Source organism: Blautia sp. NSJ-175, assembly GCF_022867815.1.
Lineage (GTDB): Bacteria > Bacillota > Clostridia > Lachnospirales > Lachnospiraceae > Blautia > Blautia celeris.
In genome coordinates this window covers 196,378-222,364 of record NZ_JALIFQ010000008.1, presented here as the reverse complement: position 1 = coordinate 222,364, position 25,987 = coordinate 196,378, and the positions used below count along the sequence as shown (strand labels likewise).

The window sequence follows — 25,987 nt, the reverse complement described above, 5'->3', positions numbered from 1 at the left end:
ATATGTGAGGTTTACCACAAAAGCAAAATGCCCGTAGAGCCTATAAAATAAGGATTTGCGGACATTTAAGAAGATATAAAAAGATAGTCAAAAAGACATATATGATTTAAAAGAATTGATTATTGGTGATACCTTAAATCTCGGCATTGATGTCAATAGCCATGAAGCCTTTAAAGAATTGCATGGCAACCGTTACTCTAAGAAATGGGGCTATTTTTCCTGCAGTTATTTATATATGCCCCCTGAATTTTCAGGGGCATGTTTTATATGGCTCAAAGACGAATATCCGGTAAAAGCGTTTAGTTCCAATTTTGCTTTTACCCAGCAATCTTTATTACGCAAGGGGCAAAATAAACTCATAGAGCAATCAGAGAATTCTCTATACAATGATTATGTATCCATCATTAACAGAACTATTTTCTGTAATCATGCAGAAGTTGAAGATTATATCATAATTCATTCACCTAATAGTTCTTTAAATAACCAAGCATCAATTCCAATAGAACAATCTGTAACATTATCTTTTATTACACGAACTGGGGAAACTGGTGAAAAATCTGGTCTTAACTGGGGGCAAAGAAAAAATCGCAACAAAAACGAGGCATATATTCCTCTCCCAAGTAAAATTGCCAAAAGTGGTTTTTTCCCATTGAATAAACAGCATTTTTTGGTTGTCACTGATGATCACCATACACTTCAGTTGCGTGTAGAGCAACAAAATGATAAGGCTATTACAACACCCGCCAGCAACGCATTATTAGGGGAATATTTCCGTAATCGTTTAGGACTTGCAAATGGTGCATATATCCACGCTGGTGATCTGAATAATTATGGCCGATCAGATGTAACTTTTATCAAAATTGATGACGAACATTACTACATGGATTTCTCATCATTCAAAGCGAAATAGAGCAGGCGAAATCACCTGCTCTATTTTTCATCATCATAATCTTCATTTATTTGAACTTTTTGTTCAAATATTGTTTCTTCTATAACCTTAACACAATCATCTACATTCTTCTTTATATCTTTTCCCCAAAACCGAATAACTGTCCATCCGAGATAAAGTAATTTTTGATCAATCTCATGATCACGCTTTCTATTATTATCTATCTTTTTTATCCAATAATCACTGTTATTACTCCGTTCCAATCGAGGCTTTAATATTTCCCAATCTTTTCCATGAAAAAATTCTCCATCGCAAAATATAGCAATTTTATATTTCGTAAATACAATATCTGGCTTTCCGGGTAATTGTGGATAGTTTTTTCTATAATGATAACCTTTACTCCATAACGCCTTTCTTAAAAGAATCTCAATCTTTGTATCCTTGCTTTTTATACTTTTCATATTTTTTTGACGTTGTTCCTGTGTCAAGTTATCCATTACATATACACCTCTAATCTTCTTAGAATTGCAAAAAAGGTGAATCCTTATGAAGACCCACCTTCTTTTCTATTCGTTTATGTTTGGTTCTGTACACGGATAGTCTATGCCTGCAAAAGATTTTAATATTGCCTCAAAAATAATCTGTGCTCCTTTGCAAGGTACGGCCATTCCAATCTGTTTGCGAACAGCTTCCTTATTTCCTTTAAATTCATAAGTATCCGGAAAAGTCTGTAATCTGGCGCGTTCACGATTAGTTAATGCTCTAGGTTCTTCCCAATGATAGATATGAGTTCCGCCACCACCACTACCTGTAACAGTGTACGATGGTTTTGTGGGATCTAATCGTTTATATATCTGGCTAATCTTTGCACCTTTAATATTTAATTGCAAATCTTCAGGCAAATCTGCAGTAAACGCATTCTGGCCAGGTAAAATATGCTGCAGCCTACGCACAACAATATCGGACTGCCTTGTTCTTTCATTATTGAAAGCGTCGTCTGGGATTGGCGGTTCTTCTATTGCTTTTCGACAAGAATTATCAATATCTTTATATGGATCTGTTGAAGGAACATGAAATGTTACATCAATATCATTCCGTATTCCAACTATAATAATTCTATGACGAGCCTGCGGTATTCCATATTCTTCAAATTTATACAAATGCGGAGTAATTGTATATCCTGCATCTCTTAACTCTTTTAATATCTTCGTGAAGGCTTTTCCTTCGTTTGCATTTCTTAATCCACCGACATTCTCAGCAAGGAACCATTTTGGCTTAAACTTTTTGAGAGCCTTTACTCCATATGAATACAATGGGCCATATACGCCATCCATTCCTTTTTGTTCTCCGACTACACTGTAGTCATTGCAGGGGAAACCGAATGCAAGGGCATCTATGGGATCCAACTTATTCATATCAAATTTACGAATATCTTCATGATAAACTGTTTGCGGTTCATTTCTGCAAATATTGTGTCGATAAGTTTCACATGTACTTGCATCATAATCATTTGCCCACTGATGTACAATTTTATAATCTGCATTACCTATATCAGCATGTGTTGCTCCCCAGGCAATTCCACCCGGTCCACAAAATAATTCTCCTAATCTAAAAATCATAATTAGATCGTTCCTTTCTGCTGGTCATACGTTTTTTGAAACAATAAAAAATCTATGTACGACTGGAGCTGATTTATATCATCATCATTGAGCTTATCCAATTTTTTCAATCGATGAATTGGATTGATATCTTCTTCTGTAATATATCCAGCTGCTTTCAGTATTTCAAAAGGGTGAAAATCTAGAGCTTTAGCAATTACACAAAGATTTTCCCACTTCGGAGCTTTCGTCTGCCCAGTTTCCATTCTTTGCAGAGAAGTATCACTGATTTTAGTAAGTGCACTTAACTCATCATAAGAAAGCCCTGCTTTTGTTCGCTTTTCTTTAATATAATCTCCGTAATTGAACATACTTTCACCTCTTAATAAGAATACATCATTCGCTGCATTTTGTCAATATTTTTCAATATATTTGCTGCATAAATGCTGCAAAACAGAGGTAGATATAGCTCAGAAGGAATATTTTCCATCTGAGCCTATATCCTTTATCACCTAGCTCTTTTCACATTCATTTTTCTGCATGATCACAAGGCATTTTCATCTTAAAATTTCAAATTTTTAATGAATAATAAACCTTACCATAACTTTCTGGTATTAGGATTCCATTTCTTAATTCAAAGGCAACCGTCCTCTCCGGATCATATATGTTTCACTTCCTTCTTTTGTTGTATTGCATAGATAGCAGCATTCCGGATATCTCTCTGCGAAATTTTTTAGTCGTTTCTGTAATCCCTGATTAAATGTATAGACACTATAATATTGATCTTCTTCATTTGTGAGGATAATCGTTTCTTTTTCATACTTTGACAGTTTCATAGCATTTATCCTCTCCTCCTTTCCATATCCTGCTCTAAATATCTCGGTACCGGCTTCCCTGATCTCACAGCGATTGCGATCTGTTTTTCTCGCAATCTCTTGATTACCGACTCTTTTTTCTTTGGTTTCTTCTTTGTTAATTGTTTTGGCCTCTGTGCTGACTTTCTTTCTATCCTTTTCTCTTCTGCATTTTTCAGATTATTTACCTGACCATCTACCATATTATAATTTCCTTCTGTTCCGGATTCCCAGCTTCTCTCATAAGTCCCATTCTCATAAAACTTCTGATAATGCTCCAACCGAACACTGCGATTTTTCGTTTCTTCCTTTTTCTGTTCCGGTTCCTTTACAAATTCATGGAGTTTCTGTTTGGTTTTTTCATCAAATCCATTCTGACATTCCTCCATGATCATCTTCCCATAACTGTCTAAGATGATATAAGCAACCTGCCTGTGATATTCCTGATGCTCCATGAGATAAAACTGTTTTCCATCGATAATGATATCATCCGTAGCCATCCAGTTTCCCGGCTTTCCACTAATGCGGTAATTTTCCGTATCCAGTGTAACCAATGTACCTGACGGGTTTAATCGGATGAAACCTGATAAAAGCTGCGGATAATCTTCATTGACATAATAACACTGGATTTCCCCATTCTGGTTCAGTACAAGCACATCACTGACTTCACAGGACCCTTTCATGCGTTTCCACAAAGCAATCGCGGTCTCTCCCGGCAATAATGGTCTGATATCCATCTGCCGGTAATGTTCCATCCGTATTGGTAGTTTCCTGCTCACCGCTTCCTGATAGGAAAGATGCCAGAGTTCTCTTCCTTCTGAATGACGATCTACACGGTAAACTGCAAATTGATTATTCTTCATACACATCATCCTCCAGATTATTCAGATAGGTACTCAGATCCAGAGAATAATAGTATTTATCTTCGATCATCTGTAACTTACTGATTGCAGATACAATAGTTTCCAGTAGATCGTCTCCCAATGGATCTTCTTTCGTTTCTTCCAGCGCTTCTAAGGTATCTTTCAAAATATCTATCGTATCTTTTCTTGTATTTGCCTGAAAAAGAGCCACAATCGCTAATTCATCTTCTTCAAATTTCACTTTACTCATAAGCTCATATCCTCCCTTCTTTTTTGAGATTTAGTTTTCTGCATTTCTCCTTTTTCTTCTTTTGGTCTGGTTTTCTCTTCATTCCGGGACTTCTCTTCGATATATTGTTCTACACGTTTCAAAGCAGTCTGTACCAATTTGTTTTCCCTGTAAAATGGTATGGAATCTAAAATCACTCTTTGTGATCTTCCGGCAACCATCAGATTCATCATTCCGTCATAATCACTGCCTTCCTGCAAGTTAAATCCAACAGATTTTATTCCATTCATTCGTTCTGCAGGTATCTTCTCATACGCTTCTAAGGCTTCCGGCAGACTAAGATCATGATGAACTTCTCCTAATACCGGAAACTCTGAACATTCTGCCGCATAAAAGCTGATACAGCTCGTTTGTTCTAAAATATCCTTCTTCTGAATATCACTTTCCATTCCAAGTATCTTTTTTCTCTCTCCCACAAAATCCGGAAGTTCCTGGAATCCAAAGCGGTCTACAAAATATGCCCTCATCTCCCCATTCTGATTCATGATCACAACATCACTGACAGACAGGGAGTGTGACTTATAATCTGCCGGTGGATCATCATTAAAAATACTGTAAACCGCATTCATATCCTCATTTGGCAGATACAAGCTGGAATAAACACATCGGTACGGATCAGCAGTTACCGCGATCCCTTTTTCCTGCAGGTCTTCCATTCCCACAAATAACTGTTCTCTTCCTGGTCCATTTTCATCTAAATGATAGATCGAAAGCCTGCATTCTTTTCTTATAAACATCATTTCTTCAAAACTCTGTTCAAACCGTTCCGGATATATTACTCGCTCTACACGTTCTTTCTGGATCGGATCTCCTTTTTCTATGACTGCTTCTACCCATCGTTCCACTTCATTCCAGGATTTTGCAAATAAATCTCCCTGCACCCTATGAATGCCGTCCGGAATAAACTGCAGATGTTGGGAATTACCTTCTTCTTTTACAAAGCGGTATCCGGCAGCTTCTACGGCAGCAAGTAATTTCTCTTGTTTCTGTTCCAGCATCATTTCTATTTTTTCTGTCAGTTCATCGATCATATCACCTGCAGCTTTACGGATCACATCCATAGAGGCTTTCAGTTCTCTCATTTCTTTTCCGCTGCTCCAGCCCGCAATATACGGAAAACTGTATTCTGACGTATCCAGTTCAAAGGCAGAGCACACACAATACGCTACCGACTCTGCTTCCACTTCTTTTGTCAGCCGGTCCTTTTCAATGCCCTGGCTTTCCATGATCTCTCTGTCATGCAGCCTTGCATGTGCGGTTTCATGGATTGCTGTTTTTAATGTCTGACTCTGGCTCATGTCTTTTTTGATCACGATCTCTTTATCCAGGTTGTGATAATAACCGTTTGCAGATCCTTCTATCGCATCGAATCGTATCGGTACTGGTGATATTTCCCGGATTGCTTCCAGGAATAAATCAAAATCCTCTACTGCCGCTGTCAGGATTTCAGGGGCAAGTGTCTGGATCGGTTCTCCTGTGGTCTGTTCAATATCAAATACTGTGATCGCCTTGAAATATGGAAGTGTGACCTCCACCTCTTCCGTCTTTGGTTTTCCATCCGGACCGATGACCGGTTTCTGATCCTGATCCAATACTGCCTGCTCCTTTTTCCTTTTGATTGGAGCCGGTGCGATAATGGTGATCCCCTTCTCCCCTTTCTTTACCTGTCTGCCCATAGACTGCCAGTTCCGGTATCCCGTTACTAATGTGGCATCCGGTCTTTGCATGGCGATCAGCAGCGTATTATTAAAAGAATAATTATGGAATTTTGACATTGTTTTCAAATATTCCTGATAACGTTCACTGGTAAATAATTCTGCAACCCCTGTTTCCAGATTTTGCATGATACTGTCCATATCCTTTCCCTGTACGGGAAGTAATTTCGTTTTCGTCAATTCTTCGCTCATTCATTTCCTCTCTTTCTTTTAAAAAATCCCCCATACAGCCTGTGTGTATGAGGGATTCCCTTCTTCTTGTTATACGGTCTCTACACTTCTATAATTCCATAGCATGTTTCTTTGGCTTCGGATGCTCTATGTTCTGTTCTTTTCCCGTATGCTCAGTTTTACCGATCTGGGCTGCCTTTTCTTTCTGACGTTCTACAAATTTATCTGCCCTTTCAAATACCCGGTCTTTCACATCATAATGATAGACATGATCGGAAAGCTGTTCTTCCGGAGCGACTTCATTTTCATTGATCGTCTGGACCATATCCTCCAAAACCCGGTAATCAAATACTCCATTATCCGGAATGACTAATGTTTCATGGGTGGAAGAGGGCAGAATAAAGAAGTCTCCCTGAAAGCCTTCCCCAATCTGATCCATTACTTCCGGATAAAAAATCACTCCTGCTCCCCCCACTGTCTGAGAATTCGTGATAATGAACATCGGAGCCTCATTTTCCATTCCCTTTGAAATAATTTCTGCAATGTTCTGAGCGGGTTCATCCCTCATGATTGTTTCAGGATCCATTCCCATAAGCTGCTCGATTATATTTCCCATAATCATCACATGGATCGGTCTGATATGAGGACTGTTTTCCATAGCATCAGCATGAAGTTGTTCCTCACTGATTCCATAACGTTTTAATATATCATTCGTGATCGTCGTAGAACTCATCCCCACATCATCAATACTTATGGCAAGATGATAGGTAATTGCCAAATCTTCTGTTATCTGATGAGGTACGTTCTGCAGCATTTCTGCATTTTTTTCTGCTGAGGATACACGGATGAACAGCTTATCCTTTGCATTTTCATATTCTGTGATACTCTTCAGATCAAACTGTTCCGGTGCATCAAGTACCATGTCCGTAATATTTCTCAGAATGCTTTCCATTGTAATCTGCGGATCTGACTGATACATTTCATACATCTGATTCAGGTTGAAGGTCGGCGCAAGCACCTGATCTTCTTTTAAGATCGAGATTCCGAGATAATTCTCATTTAATTTCCTCATCTCTTCGATTCTTACCTGTGCTTCTTCATACTCCCTCGGAAGAAACAGCTTGATTCCTCCTTTTACTTCGTCAACAAATTGATTAAATTCCATATTCTATTCCTCCTATTTTCTCTTATTTTTCTTCATTGTTTTTCTTTCCGGGAAAGATAATGAAAATGTCACTCTCCCGTTTTCATCGGCTTCCATATGCAGATCTGCTTCAAAATACAGATCTTTCTTTCTGGAATACAGATCCTTCACATGAACACTTCCATTCTTCAGAAGCTCAGCGGCCATCCTGGCATCCAGATCTTTTTCCATACTTTGTAAATACTTGTTTTCTTTCCAGAGGCAGAAATTACACTCACGGTTACCGCAATAGAAATTTTTCTTTCCTTCATAGACCAGACCGCCACAGACCGGACAAGTTCCTATACTTTCCTTTGTCTGGAATCTTCGTGTCTCTTCTTCCGGAATGGAATCACAATGATTCAGCATCATGTAAAGCAGTTTTACGATCCCTGTCATAAACTGATCCGGAGCCATCTTTCCTCGTTCCATCTCTAACAGTTGATTTTCCCATTCTGCAGTCATGCTGGCAGACTTCAAGAAATCCGGTAAGATATCGATCAATACTTTTCCGTCCTCTGTTGGAAGGATCTGCTTACCTTTTCGTACTGCATACTGGGAAGCGATCAGTTTTTCAATGATCCCTGCTCTTGTTGCAGGAGTGCCCAGTCCTTTCTTCTCTGTATCTTCCTCAAATTCTTTATTTCCTGCGGTCTCCATAGCTGCAAGCAGGGTATCCTCACTATACGGTTTCGGTGGTGCTGTAAAATGTTCCGTCTTCGTTGCGGATACGTTGTAAAACTTATGATCTGCTTCTACTTTGGGAATGCGATCCTTTCCTGCATCCGCCGGATTTTCTATGGCAAGTCCATCCTCATTCTTAAAGCATTCCTCATACAGTTTCCAACCGATCTGTTTGATCACTTTTCCTTTTGCTTTAAATATTTCATCCTGACATCGTACTTCCACCTCTGTCTCCATGAATACATGATCTTCTTCCATTGCCTCTACGGTATGTACTGCGATCAGGAATAAAATCTTTTGTTCCCATTCTCTTAGCTTAGAGAAGTCAAATTCTGCAAGTTCTACCGTAGGAATGATTGCATGATGATCCGATACTTTCTTGTCATTCAGCACCTTCTTTACCTCCGGTGTTTTGGGCTGGTCAAACGGTCCCAGCAATTGATATTTCTCATGGATCTTATGGATCACTTGTTTCGCTGTTTCTTCCATATCACTTGTCAAATACTGGCTGTCTGTTCGCGGATAAGTGATCAGCTTCTGTTCATATAGGCTCTGTGCCGCATTTAATGTCTGCTGAGCAGTCATTCCATAAATACGGTTTGCCTCTCTTTGTAGGGTTGTCAGGTCATACAGTTTCGGCGGTTTTACCGTCTTTTCCTTTGACTCCACCTTTTCCACAATCGCATCACTGCCCTGACAGGTTTTCCACACTCTTTCTGCTTCTTCCACATCGAAGATTTTCTTCTTCTCTGCGATCAATCCATCACAATCCAAAACCACATTAAAATATTTTTCTTTTTTGAAATCTGAGATCTGCTTCTGTCTTTCGACAAGCATGGAAAGTGTCGGCGTCTGCACGCGTCCAACTGCCAGCTTTTTAAAATATTTTGTTGTGTAAGCTCTTGTCGCATTCATACCGACAAGCCAGTCTGCCTGTGCCCGGCAAACCGCCGCTTCTGCCAGATTATGATAGGATTCTCCGGCTTTCAGATGTCCCATCCCTTCTAAGATCGAAGAACTTTCCAGCGAACTGATCCATAATCTCTTGACCGGCTTTTTACTTCCGGACAGGTCATATACATGCTTAAAGATCAGCTCTCCTTCCCGTCCGGCATCACAGGCATTTACTACAAACTCGATATCCGGGCGATTCAGCAGCCTTTTCAAAATATAGAACTGTTCTTTCTTATCTTTGGATACTGCCAGTTTCCATTCTTCTGGAATGATCGGAAGATCCTCATACATCCATCTGGTGAACCTTTCATCATAAGAATCCGGCGGAACATATTCTGCAAGATGGCCAAAACACCAACCGACAATGCAGTCCTTTCCTTCCAGATACCCTTCTTCTTTTTTTGTTGCTCCGATCACTTCCGCAATCGCTTTGGACACGCTTGGTTTTTCTGCAATTACTAAATACATAACTTATTACCTCCTTCATATAACGAAAGGAAACGCCCCAAAAATACAGGGCGTTCCACTCATCTTTTTTATTTTTTATTCATTTTCTTCTTCCCGGTCTTCAAATTCATCCTCATTGATGATCTCCAATCCGTCACTTGTTTCCAGTCCTTCCTCTTCAAAATCCTCTTCTTCCTCTTTCTTTGGCTTATAGATCTTGAAGTAGTAATAAGCTGCAACTCCACCTAACGCAAGCATAAGGATCGCTGACATTGCTCCCATATTCGCTTGTGGCATCTTCTCTTTTTCCGGCTTTGCTGCCTCTTCTTTTTTACCGGTTTCTTCGATTTTATTTTCATCAATGACTACCTGTGGAGTGGGTGTGACAGTTGCCGATCCTTTTTCCTCATCCACAAATTCCTTCAGATCATTTTCATCTACCTGAGATAACAGATATACATTCTGGGAGGTAGAACTACGGTCAATCACAAGATAAAAGGTATTGTTATTCTTTGTTGTGATTGTAAGGAATTCTTTACTGGATCCATTTTGGATATCATCCTGGACTTCCCCATTTCCCGGTTCTGTAAAAGCATCTTCTTTCTTCTCTGTTTTATTATTTTCCGGCAGACCCCCCTTATCTGCCGGTTTTTCTGTTTCTTCATTCTGTACCGTTTCCGTCTGTGCTGCTTCTGTATTTGCCGTCTCTGCAGACGGATCCACATATGCAAAGGCTGTTGTGGATGCAGAAAAAAGCACCATAACGCCTAACAATACTCCTGCCACTTTCTTATTCAGTTTTTTCCATTTCACCATATGGATGTCCCTCCTCTTTTTTTTCTGTAAATACAAAGGAGCCTGTTCCTTCTTCCTCAGACTCCTGGCTGACCTGAAATTTTACGGTTCCTTCCTGGATTCCATTCAAAAGATCATGCAGGGCATGACTGTCTAATTTCATTCCACGGATGCTTTTGATCATCTCATTATCTTCTTCCTGTTTTAAAGCAGCATGAAGTCCTTTGAGATACTGTTGAAGATCAGCGATCTTCTGTTCTGTCTTATGGATCTCCTCCATATATTTCTTGATTTTTTTATTCAAATCTTTCACTCTCCTTTTCTTATGGCAATCTGCCAAAACACATAAAATGTTGCTGCCAGTATGTTGTACCGATATTGGAATAATGGATCGGATCTCCACAATGGATCATCATGTTATTTCCCACATAGATACCCACGTGGCTTGCTCCTGGCGTACTGTACGTTCCCTGGAAAAAGATCAGATCTCCCGGCTTTGCATCGCCCGGAGAAACAAACGTACAACTGTTTCGCAATCCCTCTGCAGTCTGTCTTCCCAGATTCCATCCGTTTCCACAATGATTGATCACATAGGATACAAATCCGGAACAGTCAAATCCAGAAGGGGAATATCCTCCCCATACATACGGGACTCCCAGATATTTCTCAGCTTCCCGGATCATCCGGGCAAATTCTTCATCCTGTAATGCTTCCGGCGGTATCTCATAACTCATTCCGTCTGAACCGGCGCCTGTGGAGATATTTCCAATATCCCACAAGTAATTTCTGTTTCCATAGGTGGTATTTAAAGCATTGTATAGGATCATCTGTTCCTCATTCAGATTGGCTCTTGCGACTGCATCAAATCCTGTATTCCCTAAGGTTACATACAAGATCTTTTTCGTTGTTGTATTCGTTACCGTCACTTCATTGGTTCCGTTACTATCCGCAATAAACGCTTCCCAGGTCTTATGACCATGTGCGGATGCTGCGCTATGATTATCATAGTAAACATCGAACTGCACTCCATATCTTGCAAAGGCTCCCGTATCCTCTACGGTATATTCCACGCCATTCATTACAATCTTTGTTCCCATCGGAACAAATGGATCAGAAGCATCTACCGCGATCGTATGGTTTGCGGTTGGATAAACGCCACTCGCTGTAGGACCACCTGACCATTGTCCGCAACAGATCGAACAATTACAGTAACCGCTGGTAACTACGTTCCCTAAGGATTCCCCTACCCGTACCGTCTTCGTTTCTGTCACGGTTTCTGTTTTGCTTTCCGTATCCAAGCTGTACTGTGCTTCAAATAAAGCCTGTAATTCATCCTTGATGTCTTCAAATTTCCAATCCCCATATTTTGCTGTCAGATAGGAGATCAGATGATACGGATTATGAGCGATCTCGCCTACGTTGTACTGGTATTCATCATAGTCCGGATGAGTAGTTTCCATCTCATTGATCTGCTGGTTCAAAGCCGTTTCCAAAGAAACATAGTAGTTCTCAGCCGCATAGATATCTTCATCCGTTCCCGGATATGTGGTGATCTCGATCACAGAGCCGCCCCCTTGTATGGAAGCGCTGCAGCTTCCCAAAGATACTGCTACAATTAGAAATAAGAGCACAAAAATACCGGCGCCGAAAAATACAGCCCGATTCCGCTTCACAATCTCTTTTAATGCGATCTTCGCTTTCACGGTTATATTCTCAACGCCGGCAACAGTTGCCGTCCCACCTGCACTGCCTGCAGATTTTCCTGTTCTGGCAGCCCGATAGGCATCCTTATATCGTTTTCTCTGGAAAAGGCGGTTCAGAACCCTTTTCTTCTCTTCCGACTTTTTGGCCGTTTCCTCCGCCCCTGCTTTCCCCATACTGTCACTCATACCAAATTTTAACTTTTCTCCGGTTTCATCCAGATGATATCCTCTCCGGTTTGCCTTTACATCTGCACGCTGGTTTCGAAGCTGTGCATAGCGCAGACCTCTTACCGCTGTTTCGGTCCCTCTTTCTGCAAACTGAACCGTTTCCGTTGCAACATCCTGTTCCTCTTCTTCTGGATCCGATCCCCCTTTTGAAATTGCATCTCTTACCGCATACCTTCCAATGGTTCTGCCCAGTTTCATCCCCGGGCCTTTTACCATCTGACTTTCCTCGTCATCAAAGGATAACCTTCCGGATTTTGTCTGCTCTTTTCTCATCTGTTTCTGGATCTGCTTTTTCCGGATCTTTTTCTTCTGTCCGGTCAAGGAGTCATCTTCCGGTATCTGCGCATGTTCCCGAAACTTTTTCTTGTATTTGAGGGATTCTCCAGAAACGTTTTTCTCTCCAGTTCCTTCTCCATCTAACACAGATTCTTCTAAAATAGGCTCCTCGGCTACTGCTTCTTTTCGCAAAGAGGATTTTCGGATCTGCTTTTTTTGCAGATTCCGTTCCCCACCTTGTCCATCCGGCAGCTTGACTTTCTTCTTTTCCCGGTCAAAAACAAGGTCCTGTTTCATTTCCGGCGGTCTGCCCCGGCTTTTATGGCTGATATCTTTTACGGAACCATCTGCCAGATTTTCTTCCGTTAGACCGTCTCTTGTCATTTTACTTACAACTTTCTCTCTTCCTTTCAGTTCTTTCCCTGCCAAGACTTCCGCCTCCTTCCTTTTCTCTTTGTTCCACTTCTTCCGGCTTTGTTGTCATCAGAGAATATAACTTCAGGGACTTATCAAACTTATCCTTAAACGGAATGATCGTTGTCCCATAAAAGAGAAGTCCTTCTCCTTCCCCGGAATTCGTAACATAAGACAACTGATACGGTGAGATATTTAATTGTTTTGCCAGAATCTGCCGGTCACCTGCAGCCTGATTTAACATCAAAATAAAGTCACTGTTTTCAAAAATATTTTCAATCTCCCGGCTGGATAGGAGATCCTTTATATTCTGCGTGATTCCAGTCGGGATTCCGCCCCACTTCCTAAACCTCTTGAAGATCTCTACCGAATAAGATGCCGTCTGCTCTTCTTTCAGAAGGAGATGGAATTCATCGATATAGTACCAGGTAGATTTTACGCCACGGTTGACAGTCACCCGGTTCCACACCTGATCCTGTATGATGAGCATTCCAAGCTTTTTCAACTGCTTGCCGAGCTCCTTGATATCAAAACAGACAATCCTGTTATTCAGTTCTACGTTGGTCTGGTGATTAAACACTTTCAAAGATCCGTTGACGTAGATTTCCAAAGCTGTGGCAATCCTCTGTGCCTGAGGTTCTTTCTGTTTGCGGAGACAATCATACAGATCTCCAAGGATTGGCATATTTTCCGGTTTCGGATCAGAAAAATAGTTCTGATATACAAGCGGAAGGCATCGGTCAATGACAGACTTTTCTTCCGCTTCAATTCCATCCCGGCTTCCCATGATCAATTCACAAAGGGATAAAATAAAGTCAGATTTTACTCCCAGCGGATTATCATCCTCAGAATAATTCATGTTGATATCCATCGGATTGATGTAATCCTTACTGTTTGGAGAAATATGGATGACCTGTCCTCCCAAAGCATGAACCAATGGATAATACTCACCTTCCGGATCTCCAATGATAATGTCATCATTGGTCGTAAAAAATACATTTGTCATTTCCCTTTTTGCTGCAAAGGATTTTCCTGATCCGGGCGTACCGAGGATCAGGCCATTAGGGTTTTTCGACTTCTTTCTATCTACCATGATCAGGTTATTGCTGGTAGCGTTCAGTCCATAATACAAAGAATCGCCACCCATAAATAATTCCTGTGTGGTAAATGGTACAAAAATCGCTGTGCTGGTCGTTGTCAGCGCTCTTTTTATCGGAATATGGCTGACTCCAAGGGGAAGGCTGCTCATCAAGCCTTCTTCCTGCTGATAGTCCAGACGCTTTAACATACAATTATATTTCTGTGCGATACCGGCTGTCTGAAAGATTGCATTATCCAATTCCTGCTTGCTTTTTGCGGTATTTAAAAAGAGCGCTGTTACAAGGAACATACGCTCATTTCGTGACTGCAGATCTTCCAAAAGCCGTTTTGCTTCCCCTCCATAGGTATTCAGATCCGACGGAATGATATCCATATCGTACCCTGCTCTTACTGCTTTTTTCTGCTCTTCAATTTTCATTCTGTTGATATCCGTTACTTTGCTTTTTACCAGCTTGATCGCTTTTATCTGATCCACAGACTGAATATGCAGATTTACGATCAAGTCCTTATCAATATCCAAAAACTCTGCCAGCATCTTGTCTGTCAGCTCCGGAGCAAGAATCTGTAAATAAGAAACCGCCCCCATCGTATTTCCCATCTGGAAGATCTTCCCATCCTTAAAGACAAAACTGGTAGGCGCTACATAATCTTTTGTGTTTAAACCAGTTTTGATCATAGAGCCATAATCAAACTGGAAATCTACTGTGGAATCCGGATTAAAGGTTTCATACAGGAGCCGCAATCGTTCCTCCCCATTCAGAGGATACGCCATCACACCAAGGATCTTAAAGTTATTCAGGATATCGGATTCGATACGCTCCAGCTTCGGTTTTGCTTCCCGGATATTTTCCGCTTCAATGGAAAAGGTGATGTATTTCGTTTTCACCAAACCATTGTTTCCTCTTGCAAGCTGTTTTTTCAGCATGTTGGCATATTCCATACGGATATCATCATAAGCATCTCTCTGTGGGCTGATCTTGATCACCTGCTCAAATTCCTTCATGCTGCTCTTATGATTGATAAAACTAAGCTGAAAATGGATGCTGCTGTCAAAATAATTCAGGAAATCACACCAGTTTTCAAAGATCGCATTCTTATCTTCATTCTGCGCTAACTGATAGTTGATATCGTAAAACCGGATACATTTGGAATAGACATTTCCCTGCACCCTGCAAATACCATCCCTTCCCATTTCTTTGTAGGCAATGGTCTGTTGAACGGTAAGTTTCTTTACATCTTTTTTTCCATTCTTCTTTTTATTTGCGGTCTTTTTTCTTTTTCTTACCACCGCTTTTTCCCCCTTTCCTTTCTTCCTTTCTCATCGTTTTCTGATCTTCTCCATCTGGATCCAATTCATAATAGTTTTCAGTTTCATATTTTCTGACAGATGGCCGGATAAATTTTACCCGGATCACATGCATCAATACGTCTTCCAGATGCATTCCATCTTTCTCATACATGGCAAACAAAAAGGCCGGCAGCATCATAAGTACCATAAGGACTGCAGCATTATTGATTCCAAGAGCATTTCTAAAGAGAAAATAACAGGGAATTCCCATAGCTGCTCCAATGCCAATACAGATCAATTGCCTTTTTGTAAGATTAAATGCCACTTTATTCTTTACTTTCGTTAAATCTTTCGGCACACTCACATACGCCATGTGTTTCACTTCCTTTCTTTTTAATGTGCATTAAAGATTGACTTACTAAGTGATCCTGTCTTGAACAGACTGAAACATAAGATCACCGTATATGCCATCACACCAAATAATGAGGAACTCAGATTATCTGAAAACTGGATGCCTGCCACTAATACTGCATAAATAGCAACACATACCATCATCAGAAATGCCTGGAATGCCAGGGCAAAGAGTCCTCTGAAATAATTCGTTCCGATCTGTCCCCACTCTCTGTTGCTCATCGTTGCGAATGGGATCGGTGCAACTGAGGTATAAAGGTAAATTTCTATCATACGGACATACAAGATAACCGTAATGAGTACAGACATGATCTTCATACAGAAACTTACGATCAAAGTTTCCAATGCCAATATCACAAGTTCCCCGATCTCCATGCTTTCCAATGTAGTAGATAAATCTGTGATCGCAGAGCTGATATCAATGGATGTATCTCCGGAAACCAGCCCTGCCGACGAGTTTACGACGCTTTGTCCTACATCAAAGACTGCCATCGTGATGGTAAACGTATTGCTTACCAGATAAACGGCGATCCACATTTTTACAAAATACTTAAAGAACATCCATGTATCAATATCATGCATATTATTTCGCTCTGTCAGCATGGAGATCAATTCATAACACAGTACAAATGTTATGATGATACCTGCAATCGGCATGATAACTGAATTTGACAGTCCTTCGATCATACTAAAGATACTGCCATTCCATCCTTGTGGTGTCTGTCCAACCTGGCCCGCAATCTCGCTTGTCTTCTGATTGACATCCGTAAACATACGGTCCAGGTTAGAACTGATCATACCTGTTAGAAGTTCCCTCATCCATTCCTCAATCGCATCAAAAATTTGATTGAACATGGATCTCTACTCCTTTCTTTTAACCAAATAATCCACTCAAAAGCGGAATCAACTGTGTACCGATCAGGATCACACCACCGCCACTCATAAGCTGCTTAATTCCCTGTGATTTAGCACCCGGATTATCATTTCCGTAACCTTCCATCAGGTTGATGACTCCCCAGACACCAAGACCTGCACCAATCGCTACGACTAATGTCTGTAAGATTGTAATTGCACTTCCGAAAAATCCCATATTCTTTTCTGAATAAACGCTGTTTCTATGGTCTGTCAGCGTTTCCTCTCTCCTTCCCCTATTATTCAGACCTCTTTTTTTACTGGTTTTATTTGCAAGGTGATCTTATTTTTATCTTCACTTTCCTCTCCTTTCTGCCTGATCATCAGGGCTTTTCTTAAAAAAACGCAAAAAAAGAGCACATAGACGGATATCTACATGCTCTAACGCTTTTTATTTAATTTTTAATACTACACTTCAATTTGACAAACTGAAATTTGACAATCCATGTGAATAATAGTTTCCACATTCAAGAAAAAATTGCCTTGAAAATAGCACTATAATTATGAGTTCCTATTTTTAAATTTGCTGATAATTGTAGTTATACCAACTGTAATAAAAGAAATCAAACCACTAAACACGCATAAAAATCCAATTGGGACAAGAAAGAAATTCTCATGCAGCACCCCTTGTGCATCAATATACTCTACCGACAGTCCCTTCACAAAAAGCAGTATAATTCCGATTAAAATCAAGAAACTGCCTATAATCGAGCACACCATATTATACTTGGCTCTTCTGGTTTCACTTCCATCTTTGATTACTTTTTCTGTCATGTTGTTCATTTCGTTTTCTCCTTTAATCAAATAATCCAGAGATATTTGAAACACATCAGACATCAAAATAAGCATTCCTATATCTGGAAGATTTTTGTTATTCTCCCAGTTTGAAACAGCTTGTCTACTCACATTCAGTTTCATAGCAAATTGTTCTTGTGTCAATTTTTCTTTTTGACGAATGTTTTTAATTTGTTCTCCAAAATCCATGTATTTCACCTCCGTGTTTCCAGTCTATAATTCAACCAAGTTTTTTTCAAGAAAGTGCCTCTTGCATATCAAAAAAACAGACGCAAGAACCTCTTGCATTCCTATATTGAGGCTAATATTCCCTTCTCCAACATTTAAATTTCCCGTTTTATCTATTTCCTTTTTTTTACTGATATATCTTCCAGCAAAACTATAAAAGCACAAAACATTATTAACCAAAAATTAGGGTACATTGCCATTTCACCTTCACAACTTGAAATTTAGTTCAATTCAAATTTGTTTTTATAAAAGAATATCACATTTCTAACCCAAAAGATACTCTTTTTAGTTTACTTCTTCCTCTATCACTTCTTTCACATCCTCTTCTGTTACATTTACTTCATACATCTCAAACTCTGTATTCTGAGAAAAGACCAGTTTATGCTCCAGATATTTTTCCACATCAAACGCATTCCTTTTATCCGCATCCGACAATTCCTTATATCTCTTATGCTTTGTGATATCATATTTGTTACTAAGAAATGGCCGTACGCCTCGAAGCTGTAAGATACATTTATTTCCATCCATTACAGCCAGTTCATCCCGGCTCATCAATTCTTTCCCTGTCTTCTGATAATTCAAACCATAGGACTGACTTGTTCCTCTGGTATCAGAGGTATTGTAAAGATCGATGGTCTCTTTTCCCAGCGTTTCCGAGATTTCCTTTAACGTGGAACTTTCTTTTCCTCCAAGAAATAATACGGTATCGCAATTCCCCGTGATGGTTTCAGCAGCATCCTTATAAATGGTTTTCAACTGACTCTGCGACTGTAAAATAATAGAGGCGGAGATCTCACGGCTTCGAATCGTTGCGATCAGTTTATCAAATTTCGGGATCTGACCAATATTACTGAACTCATCCAGCAGTAATCGCACATGGTACGGAAGTCTTCCACCATGCTCATCATCTGCTTTATCACAGAGCAGATTAAAAAGCTGTGTGTACATGATTGCCACCACAAAGTTGAAAGTATCATCAGTATCACTGATAATGACAAACATTGCTGTCTTCTGATCTCCGATCATATCCAACTCCATCTCATCATAGGACATGATTTCCCGAAGCTCCTGGATATCAAAAGGAGCTAATCTGGCTCCACAGGAAATAAGGATCGACTTCGCTGTTTTTCCGGCGGCCAGCTTATATTTTCGATATTGTCTGACTGCAAAGTGTTCCGGATTCTCTGCTTCCAATTCTTCAAACAGTTCATCTACCGCATTCTTAAATTCTTCATCATCTTCTCTCGTTTCACTGGCATTGATGAATTCCAAAAGAGTAGAAAAGTTCTGCTCTTCTTCCGGTGCTTCATACCAGATATAACCGATCAGGGCAGAATACAGAAGACGTTCCGCTTTTACCCAGAAATCCTCCGTAGATTTTTCTCCTTCCCCTTTCGTATTTGCTATGATGGTATTCACCAGTTTTAAGATATCCTTTTCACTACGGATGTAATGGAATGGATTATAGTGCATGGACTTTTTAAAATTGATCGTATTCAGCACCTTGATCCGATAGCCGCCATTTACCAGCATCTTGCCACATTCCACAATGATGGTTCCCTTTGGATCAGTACAGACATAACTGACATTTGGAGTCATCTGCATAAGCTGAGGTTTCAAATAGAACCTTGTTTTTCCAGAACCTGAACTTCCGATCACAATCACATTTTTATTCCTGGCATACTTCGGCTGTTTTGGTCTGCTATTCAGCGTAAGCCGTTCTGTTTCGGTCAGAATAATGTTATTTTCAAATATCGGATCTACAAACGGTTCAATATCCTTCCGGTTGCCCCATCTGGCCGATCCATACTCTTCTCCATGCCGGAACTTCTTCGCATTCTTCGCTTTATAATACAAGATCAACCGAAAGATAAGCGCGGTCACCAATCCTCCTAACAGATCTTGCATATGAAAGCTTGGAAGCCAGTTGGTAAATGCCAGTTGGAAATTCATCAGCATCACACCGATTTTTTCAATCATACTGTCACCAATGCAATGGCGGTATAGCCAAAAGCATTTATCTGCAAGATAGAAGATGATCAGATACGGAATGCTTAATATCACCACTCTCTTCATCTGGATATTCTGCATCTTTTCCCGGATCATCGTTCCTGCCCTCTGACTTTCTGCCTCGTCTTCACTCTCTGACGTTGTTTTGCTTTCCTCTCCTGTGTCTTCTGTAGTTTCTTTCGGACAGAAGGCTTTTTCTTTTTAGACTGATCCAGCTCTACGCCTGCATATTCTTTAAAAGCAGCCGTCATCACGTCCACATCTTTCGATTTAAAAAATACCAGATACAACGGCGGTTCCATATGGGAATCCTTTTTCAGACTATAATCGATCCCATATTTACGGGCTACCCGGTCAAATGACTTGATATTTTGATCCGTGATCTGAATATTTGTAAGCTGTGCTCCCTGTGCGATCAGTTGTTTTATCGTCTGCTTTCCATGAGGCTTTTTCATCTCCTGTCGTTTTCTTTCTTTTTCTCTGCCCTTTTCCTGTGCTTTTCCTGTTTTGACAGCCTGTTTTACCTGTACCCGTTTCTGTTTCTGTCTGCTCATTCCATCCAGAAATTTTCTCATAGATGCCTTTAGCACACCGGTACTCATCCGGGTTGTCTGGACACACAGAGCTATGATTTTTTCATTCACTTCATCCTGCAATTAACCACTCCCTTTCTTCCCTTGATCCTTTTGGGGAAGCAAATAATAGCACTGCTTCTCAATGCAGCCCTTTTTTCTACCTTCCCACCAGTAACAATATTTACAAGACCAGGGTTTTTCTTCACTGTATTTTCTCCCCGGCATTGTTGCATTTGGTTCCACGATCAGGTTCTTATCTCTTCTCCTGTCCATCCTCATGTTCCTCCTAACAAAAAAGCGTTCACAGATTCCCTCAGGTTTCCATGAACGCTTTTTCTTACCTTATTTCTTCTTTATTTTTCTTCCAAGGACTACCACTCCACTTAAGCTCATTCCAAGCACAATCAGCCATAACAGCAAGTTGGTGTTATCCCCAGTCTTCGGTGCATCTTTAGAAGGTTTTCCCCCTTCCGGAGTACTTTCTTTTGGTTTTTCCTCATCAATCATAACAACCTTCTGCACTTCGGCGGTATCTTTTACTTCAAATTCCACATCCTTTGCAACCAGATAACCTTCCGGTGCCGTTTCTTCCCTGAGCGTGTACTTTCCGATCGGAAGCCTCTCTATATAATGTGCCTCTTCTGTAGATGTCCAGCTTTCTACCACTTTTCCACCTTCATCTAAGATCGTAAGTTTTGCACCTGGCAACTCTTTTCCTGCGATATCCTGTTTCGAGATCAACACCTTTGTCACATCATCTTTCATCTCCTGTTTCTGGATTTCTGCAGTATTTTCTACTGTAAAGGTAATGCTCTCAGCAGTTACATATCCATCTGCCGGTTTTGTTTCTGTCATCGTATAGGATTTTCCAACGGTCAGCTCCTTGATCACATGGGCTTTCTCTGTAGATACCCACTCATCGATTACATTTCCGTCTTCATCTGTCACCTTCAGATGAGCTCCTGGAAGTTCTTTCCCTGTGGTAAGGTCTGTTTTCGTAAGTTCTACCGTTGTCGGCTCATTTTCAAAAACAAACTCATAGGAAACCTTAACTTCTTCTGGTTTTCCATACTCAAAAGTGAATTCCTTTTCTTCATTCGATGTCACAAAGCCATCCGGCGCATAGATTTCTTTTACGATATAGGTCCCATCCACTGGAAGATCTGCTTTGAAAAGGATCTGTCCATTTTCATCTGTTGTTTTCTGCTCGATCAACGTTCTGGCTTCCATCAGGACTTTTCCATCTCTGCCTTTGATATCTTCTTTTGTAAATAAGCCGAAGATCGCACCTTCCAGCATACGTTCTGTTTCCTTTTCTTTTTTAAGGACCGTTACTTTTATCTTCTGACGGTTGTTCTGCCATTCTTCATCAAAAGTAATCACCGGTGTATCCTGGTCACGATAGGTCAGATCCACAAATCTAGGCTCTCCATCCAGTACAAAACCATGTGCCGTTTTCACTTCCTTCACATAATATTTTCCTACCGGAAGGTCTTCCATTTTTGCAATCCCCTTCTCATCGGTTGTGATCGTGCCTACCAGCTCATCTTTCTTATAATGATCTGCACTTACGCCATCCGCAGCCTTGATATCTTCTGCAGCATAGACTTCAAAGGTAACTTCACTTAAGTTTCCTGTGATATATTCAAAGAAATGTTCTACCGTTCCTTTCACATTATCCAGAAGAGTGATCTTCTCTAAAAATTCTCCATTTTTGTTGATGATCAGAAGCCCTTTTGGAACCTCATCCTTCATTTCCACTTTCTGTACTTCAGCAGTATCTTTGACCGTAAATGTCACATCCGTTGCTTTCAGATAACCGTATGGAGCAAACTCTTCATGAAGGGTATAGGTTTCTCCGACAACCAGACGCTTGATCACATGTGGCTTCCCTTTTACGGAAGTCCATTCATCAATTACTGTTCCATCTTTATCAATCACTTTCAGACTCGCACCTTCCAACTCTACGCCTGTGGTCAGATCTGACTTTGCGAACTCTGCTGTAGTCGGTTCATTCTTCTTTACGGCCTGTAAGGAAACAATCTTTGTCTCCTGTCCCTGATACTCTGCAACAAATTCCAGCACCTCATCCGAAGAAACAAAACCTTCCGGCGCTTTTAATTCTTTTACATAGTATTCTCCAAATGGAAGATTCAGGGTGCATGTTGCCATACCGTTCTCATCGGATGTCATTTCCTGTAATAAGGTATCTGCTTTCACAAGAACTTTTCCATTTGCCTGGATATCTTTCTTATTATAGATGCCAAACACAGCCCCAGATAATACCCGTCCATTTTCTGCATCCTGTTTTTCTACGGAAATAGCGACTTTCTGTCTGTCATTTCCTACGATTGCTTCTGCTTCAACGATCGGTGTATCCTGATCCTGATAAGTTAATGCAACCTTTACCGGCTCTGGATTTAATACAAATCCTTCCGGTGCCTTTGTTTCCACTACATAGTATTTTCCAAGCGGCAGATCCTTTGCTACAGCTTTTCCACTCTCTCCCGTTGTGATCGTTGTCACAAGCGTATCCTTTGCATAAAGTACGATACGATTTCCATCTGCATCTTTCTGATGATCCGGAGTGCAGATATCCTCTGCCGCACGCACTTCAAATTCCGCCCCTGAAAGGTACTGTTCTTTATAGATAAAGTCGTTCTCAAAACCGGAAAGCATCTCACCTTTCTTATACACAATAAGATTTCCCTTTACCGGCTGATCTTCATAGGAAACTTCAATGATCACATCTCCACTTACTCCATCTACTTCATAGGCAGTATCCGAATCCACGGTGATCTCTACATAGTTTTTGTTCACAACATATCCATCCGGTGCTGTAACTTCTTCAATACGATAGTGACCGATCTCTAAGTTTTTCGGTAAGATCAGGTATCCCTGGCTGTCCGTAAAGAAAGATTTATGGACTGTGACCGTAGGATAGGTTGTTACCTGTTCCACATATTTCTTATGATCCAGATCATAAATTTTAAATTCTGTGCCGGCTACTAACACCGGTTTCTTTGTTTCATCATCTTTTTTGATGATCTTTAACTTTGCGGAAAATTCTTTGTCCAACAGTACCTTCCAAACCTGCGGTTTATCCGGATTGTTCTCACTTATGGTAATCTCAAAATCCTCTACTGGTTTATAGTTATGAGGCGTGGTTGTTTCTCGTACAATATACGTTCCATATGGAAGCGGAATACTGCACGCATACCCTTTCTCATCTGTGAGCATTTCCGTTTTACCATCTGCTGTAAGGATGACTGGCTCTGCATGGGAAAAATCATAACTTCCATCTTCTTTTTTCTCCAGGCTGCTCTTTAAGTAAGCGCTGAAACCTGCCCCTTTTAACAGATCTGCATCTGTTTGTCCATTGTTCGCAACTTTTATGATCTGGAACGGCTGTTTCATAACAAGTTCTGTTGATTTCACAGTACGTTCTATCGTTGGAACTGTGCCACCTTCATAAGAACATTCCACATCATGCTCTGTCTCGTCTAACAGATATCCTTCCGGCGCCTGGATCTCTTTTACAAAATATTTTCCAAGATACAGGTCTTTTACCACCGCATCTCCCTTCTGATCTACTTTCAAGGTAGATACAAGATCACCGGCTCTATGGACAATTCCTGTTGTTCCATCTGGATGTACAATGTTTTCTCTCGCATATAGGCCATACACCGCACCTTCTAAAGTCGCATCTCCTTGTGGATTTGCCCCTGTTTCTGCATCTTCTTTGATCAGATGGATCTTTGCATAAGTACGTTCATTCAGAACATTCTTTGTACTTGTTTTACCGATATTGACATCTACCGGATAAACAGTTGGATCTGCCTGATAATTTGCCGGTGGCTGGATCTCTTTTACATACACAACATCCTGTGTTTTTTCTATGGTTACTTTAGAAGCACCCTTTTTATCTGTCTCAGGCATCTGCGTGATCAGATCTGAGCTCTCCTTATCACGGTAAACACCATAGATGGCTCCTGCCAGATGGTTTCCGGTGTCTTTATCATTCTTTACAATGGAAATCTCCGCCTGCTTTGTCCATGTAACATTCAGGCTTACTTTATTTGTTGTTTCCACACCTTCCCCGAAAAGAAAGGCAAGATCCTGGGTACTGGAATTCGTTGTCAGCTTATACGCAGAATAATCTTTTTTCAGGCTGCCTGCCATAGTAGAAGCGAATACTTCTGCGGTATCTTCTGCCTGTGTCAGAGGCGCAGAAAGATAAAACTTTGTGCCTCCCTGGATCGTTACCTTTGCTCCCGGTGTACTTGTACTTCCTGTACTCACGTTGTGAAAACGCACTCCGGATGGAAGGCTGATCGTCACACTCTGCTGTCCTGCCGCATGGAATGTGATTTCCTTTGTACGCTGTGTATCTCCTTCTATATAAGCCTTTACATTGGCATCGGAAAATGACATGGACACATCCGGTATCTCAGGCTTCTTTACACAATAATTGTAAATATCCATTGCTAGTTCCTGTCCTGTTGCATTGGTTCCATAAAACGCATCACTACTGCCATAAGCATAAGCAGCCGCCATATGGACAAGGATAAATCTCTTTCCCGCTGAAAAATCACTGTGCTTGTTCGCAAAATAACTTTCTGCACCTGCCGCATCGGTACCGTAATAACATACCTTTGCAAGAGCCTGATTGTCTCCGATTTTCGTAATCGTATAAGTTCCGGAACCAGGGCCAGGTTTTGCCGGCTGCACACAATAAGCTGTTGCTTTTACCTTTCCATAAGAAATATAATAAGGTGCCGTAACATAACTTCCCAGTCCATAATCCTCATATCGGTAGGTAGGTCCCTTTTCAATGGTTACCTGCTGAGATCCTACACCTGCATCTCTTGCCGCTGTCGCTGAAAAAGTCGCAACTTCTCCGGTTTCCATAGCCTCAAAATCCACTCCCTGATTTGCAGCCTGTTCCATTACATCATGTAATGCTAATCCCGATCCTTCATCAAAAGTATCCTGCTCTGTCATCTGTTCTACCAAAGCATCAAAAGCAGCATTTCCTTCTGATACATCCGGTGTCTCTGCTGGGACTTCTAAAGGCTTCTCTGAATCTGTATCATCTTCTTCCGTCTCTTTTGTTTCGGATTGCTCTGCATCTGCTGAAGGACTTTCACTCTCTTTTTCTATTTCCTTTACAACCACATTTCTGCTGATCTGATAGTTCGGATGTTCCTGATTGACCGGTTCTACATGATAAACAGTTTTATAGGTATCTGCATGGGATGTTGTAAAATCCTCTCCCTGCTCATTCTTTGCTTCTTCAAAAGTAATCTTTACTTTTGTCGCATCCTTGATCTCTAATCCTGTAAAATCTGTTTTTACATCAAAACTTGTTCCCACTTCCACCTGATGATCCTTTGCCAGAACAATTTCATCTTCATCTAGCTGGCTTTGTACCTCTTCCAAAAGAGGCAGTTTCCTTTCTTTGGGAAGCTCCGCAGCATAACTGCTGATTGGTGATAACACCGTAGATAAAAGAGTGACCGCTGTCAGCAATCCGGATACAACCCGCTTTGCTTTTTGTTTCACTTTCATGTTCTTAAATCCTTCCTTTCTTCTGAATCTTAT

Annotated in this window: 21 protein-coding genes; 1 reads left to right on the top strand and 20 read right to left on the bottom strand. The window is 40.7% G+C overall.

The genetic code is table 11. The annotated features are described in order from the left end of the window. The first annotated feature begins 115 nt into the window (after positions 1-115). Positions 116-910, top strand: coding sequence for a restriction endonuclease PLD domain-containing protein (locus MUB35_RS14900; protein ID WP_244806433.1), 795 nt, complete (start codon positions 116-118; stop codon positions 908-910). Positions 911-930: 20 nt separating this feature from the next. Here the strand turns inward: MUB35_RS14900 and MUB35_RS14895 are convergent, their stop codons facing one another. From MUB35_RS14895 to MUB35_RS14800, 20 genes are all read right to left on the bottom strand, one after another. After that, positions 931-1,386 carry a very short patch repair endonuclease gene (locus MUB35_RS14895; RefSeq protein ID WP_244806432.1) on the bottom strand — a complete coding sequence of 152 codons (456 nt, stop codon included), beginning with the start codon at positions 1,384-1,386 and terminating at the stop codon, positions 931-933. A 69-nt stretch (positions 1,387-1,455) separates the two neighbouring features. Further along, on the bottom strand, positions 1,456-2,508 hold the full coding sequence (locus tag MUB35_RS14890) for a DNA cytosine methyltransferase (protein ID WP_244806431.1): 1,053 nt from the start codon (positions 2,506-2,508) through the stop codon (positions 1,456-1,458). A 2-nt stretch (positions 2,509-2,510) separates the two neighbouring features. After that, positions 2,511-2,858 (bottom strand): helix-turn-helix domain-containing protein, encoded by a 348-nt coding sequence (locus tag MUB35_RS14885; protein ID WP_244806430.1) that lies wholly within the window; start codon positions 2,856-2,858, stop codon positions 2,511-2,513. Positions 2,859-3,328: 470 nt separating this feature from the next. Next, a complete protein-coding gene (locus tag MUB35_RS14880; protein ID WP_244806429.1) occupies positions 3,329-4,204 on the bottom strand; it encodes a DUF4316 domain-containing protein in 876 nt (291 codons plus the stop codon). Continuing rightward, positions 4,194-4,454 (bottom strand): hypothetical protein, encoded by a 261-nt coding sequence (locus tag MUB35_RS14875; RefSeq protein ID WP_244806428.1) that lies wholly within the window; start codon positions 4,452-4,454, stop codon positions 4,194-4,196. Before MUB35_RS14875 ends, MUB35_RS14880 begins: the two co-directional genes overlap by 11 nt. After that, on the bottom strand, positions 4,451-6,400 hold the full coding sequence (locus tag MUB35_RS14870) for a YodL domain-containing protein (protein ID WP_244806427.1): 1,950 nt from the start codon (positions 6,398-6,400) through the stop codon (positions 4,451-4,453). Before MUB35_RS14870 ends, MUB35_RS14875 begins: the two co-directional genes overlap by 4 nt. A gap of 88 nt (positions 6,401-6,488) precedes the next feature. Next, positions 6,489-7,544: a DUF5688 family protein gene (locus tag MUB35_RS14865; RefSeq protein WP_244806426.1), complete on the bottom strand. Its 1,056-nt coding sequence runs from the start codon at positions 7,542-7,544 to the stop codon at positions 6,489-6,491. A 12-nt stretch (positions 7,545-7,556) separates the two neighbouring features. Beyond that, on the bottom strand, positions 7,557-9,668 hold the full coding sequence (locus MUB35_RS14860) for a DNA topoisomerase 3 (RefSeq protein WP_244806425.1): 2,112 nt from the start codon (positions 9,666-9,668) through the stop codon (positions 7,557-7,559). Positions 9,669-9,743: 75 nt separating this feature from the next. Continuing rightward, a complete protein-coding gene (locus tag MUB35_RS14855) occupies positions 9,744-10,463 on the bottom strand; it encodes a DUF4366 domain-containing protein (RefSeq protein ID WP_244806424.1) in 720 nt (239 codons plus the stop codon). Beyond that, entirely contained in the window at positions 10,438-10,746 is a 309-nt protein-coding gene (locus MUB35_RS14850) for a DUF4315 family protein (RefSeq protein WP_016439433.1), read from the bottom strand. The genes MUB35_RS14855 and MUB35_RS14850 overlap by 26 nt, the downstream gene beginning before the upstream one ends. Before the next feature lie 19 nt (positions 10,747-10,765). Beyond that, positions 10,766-13,033 carry a C40 family peptidase gene (locus tag MUB35_RS14845; RefSeq protein ID WP_334303731.1) on the bottom strand — a complete coding sequence of 756 codons (2,268 nt, stop codon included), beginning with the start codon at positions 13,031-13,033 and terminating at the stop codon, positions 10,766-10,768. A 1-nt stretch (position 13,034) separates the two neighbouring features. Beyond that, positions 13,035-15,452, bottom strand: a complete 2,418-nt coding sequence (locus MUB35_RS14840) for a VirB4-like conjugal transfer ATPase, CD1110 family (RefSeq protein ID WP_117537625.1) — start codon at positions 15,450-15,452, stop codon at positions 13,035-13,037. Beyond that, positions 15,421-15,825, bottom strand: a complete 405-nt coding sequence (locus MUB35_RS14835) for a PrgI family protein (RefSeq protein ID WP_117537623.1) — start codon at positions 15,823-15,825, stop codon at positions 15,421-15,423. Before MUB35_RS14835 ends, MUB35_RS14840 begins: the two co-directional genes overlap by 32 nt. Before the next feature lie 20 nt (positions 15,826-15,845). Next, entirely contained in the window at positions 15,846-16,718 is an 873-nt protein-coding gene (locus tag MUB35_RS14830; RefSeq protein ID WP_244806422.1) for a VirB6/TrbL-like conjugal transfer protein, CD1112 family, read from the bottom strand. Between the two features lie 19 nt (positions 16,719-16,737). Beyond that, the gene (locus MUB35_RS14825) at positions 16,738-16,953 is read right to left on the bottom strand and encodes a Maff2 family mobile element protein (protein ID WP_009268903.1); all 216 of its coding nucleotides are present in this window, start codon (positions 16,951-16,953) and stop codon (positions 16,738-16,740) included. Between the two features lie 323 nt (positions 16,954-17,276). Further along, on the bottom strand, positions 17,277-17,759 hold the full coding sequence (locus MUB35_RS14820) for a DUF3955 domain-containing protein (protein ID WP_117537619.1): 483 nt from the start codon (positions 17,757-17,759) through the stop codon (positions 17,277-17,279). Positions 17,760-18,083: 324 nt separating this feature from the next. After that, positions 18,084-19,904 (bottom strand): VirD4-like conjugal transfer protein, CD1115 family, encoded by a 1,821-nt coding sequence (locus MUB35_RS14815; RefSeq protein ID WP_173753070.1) that lies wholly within the window; start codon positions 19,902-19,904, stop codon positions 18,084-18,086. Then, positions 19,901-20,464, bottom strand: a complete 564-nt coding sequence (locus tag MUB35_RS14810; RefSeq protein WP_118052351.1) for a PcfB family protein — start codon at positions 20,462-20,464, stop codon at positions 19,901-19,903. Before MUB35_RS14810 ends, MUB35_RS14815 begins: the two co-directional genes overlap by 4 nt. Next, the gene (locus MUB35_RS14805) at positions 20,465-20,656 is read right to left on the bottom strand and encodes a hypothetical protein (protein WP_118052352.1); all 192 of its coding nucleotides are present in this window, start codon (positions 20,654-20,656) and stop codon (positions 20,465-20,467) included. It abuts the gene before it with no gap. 69 nt (positions 20,657-20,725) lie between these two features. Further along, the gene (locus MUB35_RS14800) at positions 20,726-25,954 is read right to left on the bottom strand and encodes a SpaA isopeptide-forming pilin-related protein (RefSeq protein ID WP_244806421.1); all 5,229 of its coding nucleotides are present in this window, start codon (positions 25,952-25,954) and stop codon (positions 20,726-20,728) included. Positions 25,955-25,987 lie beyond the last annotated feature (33 nt).